Genomic DNA, 5,707 nt, shown 5'->3' with positions numbered 1-5,707 from the left:
ATCGACTATTCGAACGGGCTTCCGGCCATACGTGTATCTGGAATGGAGATCTACTATGGGGTCACCCGCCAAGAGAGCTTCCTAACGATCTCTACCGATGGCAGGGGCTTTTGGAGATCAGCCCTTAATGATATAACAATACAAGCTCCCACTGTTGGTTTTTCGGCCGACAAAACAGATATTTTTACAGAAGGTCAAGTGCAGTTTACAAATGAGACTACTGGAGCTGGGCTTGGATCGTTTATGTGGACTTTTGAGGGTGGGATACCTGAAACAAGTATCGAGAACAACCCGAAAGTTACTTATACTGCAGAAGGGTCTTATTCGGTAACATTAACATATATAACAGATTCGGGTACTGAAATCAAATCAGAAGTAAACTATATAAATGTAACACAATTGCCTGCTCCGGTTGCCGATTTTACCATTAGCTCACAGACTGTTTTTCAAGGTAATTCCATTATGTTCACAGATGCTTCACAAAACAATCCAACATCTTGGAATTGGACTTTTGAGGGAGGCACGCCCAGTATTAGTACAGAGCAGAATCCAATGGTCGTTTACAATACCTTGGGCACGTACAAAGTAAGTCTTGAAGTCACTAATAGTACTGGCTCTCATTTCAAGGAGGTTGTAAATTATATTGCAGTGGTTGAGAATACGGGTTCGGGACCACTACAGGGGCATTATAATTTTCAGGGAGGTATTAACGATGATTCTTCCTATAAGAGAAATTTAGCCGTTGTGGGATTCTATACCCCAGTATTTGTAAATGACAAGGATGGGAATTCAAGAAGTGCCTATCAGGCTCCAGGAGCCAATGGGCAGTATTTAGCAAACTCTTATAAAGGAATTGGCACTAATGGGGAGCGTACGGTTACGGCATGGATAAAGACAACCAATGTTGGAACAAGAAAAACGGTTGTGTCATGGGGAGAAAATACGGAAGGACAGATGTTTAATGTTATGGTGGATAACGGGAACATTAGAGTAGAAGGAGGTTCTTGTAGTGTTCAGAATGATGATTCTACGGTAGATCGATTGGATAACAATATTTGGCGCCATATAGCGGTAACATATAATCCTACAGATGGCGATAAATTGAAGGATGTTAAGATGTATATTGACGGGGTTTATTATGCTAATCAACCAGATACAGGAGATTCCTATAGGTCGGAGGTGGTCCAGATAAACACGAGCAATACGGTCTCTAGTCTGCAAATAGGTAACGCAGATTATAATGGTGATTTTTATTGGATGGGCGAACTCGATGACGTTAGAATATATTCCAAAGCATTAACGTCCCAAGAAGTAGTATCGGTTATGAACGAGGTTCTTAATATGCATCCTGTAGCCAATTTTACTTCGGATAATACAACTGTTTATGTTGGTGAAGAGGTTGTGTTTAGCGATACGTCCTCTGGTGTTCCTACAACTTGGTTATGGACATTTGAAGGAGGAGACCCTGCAACAAGTACAGAACAGAACCCCACAGTGATTTATGATTCACCGGGGACATATGAAGTAGCCTTGACCGTTACCAATGATTTGGGAACCGATACCAAAACAGTTACGGCATATGTAACCGTTGTTAATCCACCTGCACCAACTGCCAATTTCATTTCCGACAAAACAGAGGTTTGGGAAGGAGAACAAGTCTATTTTACCGATACATCAACCGACGTTCCAACATCCTGGGAATGGATGTTTAGTGGAGGAACCCCCGATATGAGCAGTGAACAAAACCTAGTAGTGAGCTACAACACAGAAGGCGTGTATGCGGTGTCCTTAACTGTAAGTAATATGCAAGGATCCGATACTAAAGAAGTAACTGGATACATAACAGTTAAAAAACCAGTTGTCCCAATTTTATCAAGCGATAATTACGCGGTTGCCATAATTGATGAAACCTGTAGAGATAACAATAATGGAAAAATACAGATTGTACCTAAAGCAGATTACCCATATACAGCAGTAATAATGGGTAATTCGATTAATCAGACAAGACAGTTTAGTGTTGGCACTCCTTTAAATATTGAGGGACTTTCAGCGGGTAATTATACCATATGCTTGACTATTGAAAATGCGCCCTATTACGAACAGTGCTTTTCTGTTGTGATTTCAGAACCTGATAATCTTTCGGTTTACTCTAAAGTAAGTAATACCAAAAATGCTATAGACTTAAGTTTATCGGGTGCTACATCCTATAATATTAGCCTGAATGGAAAATCGTTTGTTACCTCGAAACAACAACTTACTGTAAATCTGGTACCCAATGTGGTGAACAAACTTATAGTAAGTACAGATAAGGCATGCCAAGGGGTATATAAAGAAACCGTTATACTCAATCAAATAGATCGGTTCTATCCTAATCCAGTCCATAACGAGGTAACAGTGTTACTTGGAGAGATGGACAGAAAGTCAGATGTTGTGAACATAGCTATCTATTCATCATCAGGTAAACAAGTGTATAATAATAAACATAACGGATCCAAAGGAAAATTAACTTTAGAAGTAGGACATCTTTCCAAAGGATTATATGTCATTACTGTTGAGGACAAAGGAATAATAACGAACCATAAAATGATAAAGCAATGAGAAAGTCCATATTGTACATCGGTTTATTTTTATCGGTATTTGGTATAAGCTGTAGTGGAGGGGACAGTGATCCCGAACCTAAAGCGCAGCCTAAGAAAAATCCCGAACCAACCAGTTTGGTTTTTCCAGAACAAAATTCGGAATGTACCGAAGGCACTAACATAACCGAAACACATAGCACGATTTTATTTAAGTGGAATACAAGTGCTAATACAGGCTCTTACGAATTAACAGTAAAAAATTTGATTTCGGAGGAAGTTTTAACCTATACAACGAGCACTAATGAGTATAGCGTTGATTTATTAAGAGGAGTGCCTTACTCTTGGTTTATAACATCTATATCTAAATTCAATGATGGAGGTACTGCAACAAGTGCTACCTGGAAGTTTTATAATGCCGGTGTCGGGATAGTTAACTATGCACCGTTCCCCGCGACGGCTGTAGCTCCTGCAGATAATAGCAGTATACCTTCTTCAATTACAGTAACTTTAGAGTGGTCTGGAAGTGATGTGGATAACGATATAGCATCTTACGATGTGTATTTTGGAACCACCCAAACACCATTGCTTCTAAGCTCTGGAGTAACTGTTACAACCTTAAACAATGTATCAATTGTACCAACTACAACGTACTATTGGTATGTAGTGACGAAAGATCAACAAGGGAATAGTTCAACTTCCGAAATATTTGAATTTAATGTAAACTAAAATGATAAAAATCAATTAACTAACTATTTATGAAAACAAAGCTATTTATATTTCTCTCTATTTTTAGCGGTCTATTATTAGCACAAACACCGGTATTTCATTTCAATTTTGATGGTAATTTAACAGATGCCTCAACGAATGAATATACCTTAACCACTCAAGGTTTGTTTAGTCCCAATTATGTAAATGATAAAGATGGGAATGCTAATAGCGCTATCGATTTTCCTGGAGCAAGCGGAGACTTTTTATTATCCGATTATAACGGGATAAGCGCTAGTGCGGCAAGAACAGTTGCAGTTTGGGCAAGAACGACGAGTATTTCCACCAGCCAACGCCACAGTATTGTTTCATGGGGTACAAATACAAGTGAATTAATGTTCAATGTCATGATATTGGATGGTGCAATTAGGGTTGAGGGAGGTAATTCAAACATTATGTCGGAAACAGGTCTCTTAAATGACGGTGATTGGCATCATATCGCCGTTACTTTTGCAGGTTCACCAACGGCAACCATGTTAAATGAATGTAAATTGTACATAGATGGTACTGAGGTTCCGATCGCGACTAATTTTAATGGTACAAGGCTGATTAATACAGCTGTAGATAATCCTGTGCGAATTGGCCAGGCTATTTATTCTACCACACATTTTTTTGGTAATGGAGCCTTAGATGATCTTCGTATATACGACTCTGAACTGACAGCGGGTGAAGTATTAACCGTATCAGGACTTAGTGCAAGTCCACCACCGGTTGCCAATTTTAGTGTAAGTAATGCTACGCCTTCACAAGACGAGATTATTTCGTTTACCAATTTGTCGACCAATACTCCTACGTCCTATACATGGGATTTTGGAGCTTCTGATGCTTTGGGAGATATAAGTGCCCAGAACCCTCAGGTTTCATATCCAACACCAGGTACCTATACGGTTACTTTAACAGTAAGCAATACTGGTGGATCCGATAGCGAGACTAAAGCAGATTATATAGTTGTGGCTGCGGGTTCTGGTTCTGGAAGCTTACAGGCACAGTACAATTTTGACGGTAATACCAATGATGGATCTTCATATGGGCGTGATTTAATTGCCACAGAAACCTTTTTACCAACCTATGGCACCGATTCAGATTTAAATGTATCTAGTGCATTAGTTACATCGGGTATTTATTCCAACCATTTAATTACAGGGTATCCTGGTATTGGTGGTGATGGAGCACGTTCTGTTACAGCTTGGTTCAAAACCACTGGAACAGGTAGAGAAACTATCGTTTCATATGGTAAGGATAACGGAGGTAAAATGTTTAATGTTATGATAGACGCAGGTGTGCCAAGGTTAGAAGCAGGCAGTAGCTCATTAATAACTGCCGATATAAGTTTGAATGACGATGTTTGGCATCATATAGTAGTTACCTATGACCCGTTGGATGGTGCTAAATTATCACAATGTAAGATTTACATTGATGGGGTTTTAAGTACAAACACAGTGGATGGTTCTGGATCATTTCAGTCCGATATTGTTTCTATTGATACCGATGTTCTAACTAATTTTCTTAAGATAGGATCGGCAATTTATGGCTCTCATACTTTTCATGGTTTGATCGATGATGTACGAATTTACAATAGAGCCATTTCGGAGGCAGAGGTCGTATTGGTAAAGAATAGGGCTACCTTATCAACAGCGACCACCAAATTAAAACAGGATATAAAGGCCTATCCTACCGTGGTAGATCATGCCTTAAATATTAACGTGGCGTCGGCCGCTACAATGGAAGTTAGACTGTATAACTTGTATGGTAGTTTGGTTAAATTCCAAACATTCAATAATCATGGAGGCCACTTTTCTTTGGATATGGGTACAGTCAAATCTGGGGTTTATTTGGCTAAAGTGATGTCCGAAGGTGCCGCGGTTGGAACAATTAAAGTTGTAAAAAGATAAGATGAAAGACATTTTTTAAGAGGGATTAATAATATAGAATTGAATTTATTAATAATTAACTAACTAACTTAAAACTATGATGAAAACTTATTTGTCCAATGCCAGTATTAGGAAGTATAGGAAAGCCATTCGGCTTTTACTGATAGCTTCATTAACAGGAATCCTCTTTTTTCCTTTAAAAAATAAGGAATTACCCATGCCAGACGACCCAGGCTATCCTATATGGTTGGAGATGATGGAGTCTCCCGGGGTCAAGATAGAGGATGCGCGGGAGGCGTTCGATTCGTATTGGTCGCGGCATTCTCACTACAAGGGGGACCGCTCGAAGCAGTTCGAGCAGTGGTACGCGATCAACTCGCGCCGCCTAGACGGTTACGGTAACGTCATCAGTGCGTCGCACGTCAAGCGGGAGTACCAGCGGATGCGCGCCACGGGTATGCTGGAGCAGCAGGGCCAGTGGCACAACTATGG

At 39.9% G+C, this 5,707-nt stretch carries 4 protein-coding genes; all 4 read left to right on the top strand.

Annotated elements, in window-relative coordinates; genetic code table 11:
• Positions 1–2,598: PKD domain-containing protein (locus ABD792_RS09270; protein WP_345005650.1), on the top strand; the 2,598-nt coding region annotated here is incomplete at its 5' end.
• Positions 2,595–3,305: a hypothetical protein gene (locus ABD792_RS09265; RefSeq protein WP_345005649.1), complete on the top strand. Its 711-nt coding sequence runs from the start codon at positions 2,595–2,597 to the stop codon at positions 3,303–3,305. The genes ABD792_RS09270 and ABD792_RS09265, both read left to right, overlap by 4 nt.
• 29 nt (positions 3,306–3,334) lie before the next feature.
• Complete coding sequence (locus ABD792_RS09260) at positions 3,335–5,236, top strand: LamG-like jellyroll fold domain-containing protein (protein ID WP_345005648.1); 1,902 nt, start codon at positions 3,335–3,337, stop codon at positions 5,234–5,236.
• Positions 5,237–5,312: 76 nt separating this feature from the next.
• Positions 5,313–5,707, top strand: a 395-nt coding sequence (locus ABD792_RS09255) for a hypothetical protein (protein ID WP_345005646.1), incomplete at its 3' end; no start/stop codon positions are given.

It is taken from the genome of Snuella lapsa (genome assembly GCF_039539345.1).
In the GTDB taxonomy this organism is placed as follows: domain Bacteria; phylum Bacteroidota; class Bacteroidia; order Flavobacteriales; family Flavobacteriaceae; genus Snuella; species Snuella lapsa.
Note: the sequence above shows the minus strand (reverse complement) of the source record. Positions and strands in the feature narration are given on the sequence as shown.

Bases quoted from the DNA above. Each gene is read 5' to 3' on its own strand.
- ABD792_RS09260 (WP_345005648.1), top strand. From the start codon at position 3,335: ATGAAAACAAAGCTATTTATATTTCTCTCTATTTTTAGCGGTCTATTA.
- ABD792_RS09265 (WP_345005649.1), top strand. From the start codon at position 2,595: ATGAGAAAGTCCATATTGTACATCGGTTTATTTTTATCGGTATTTGGT.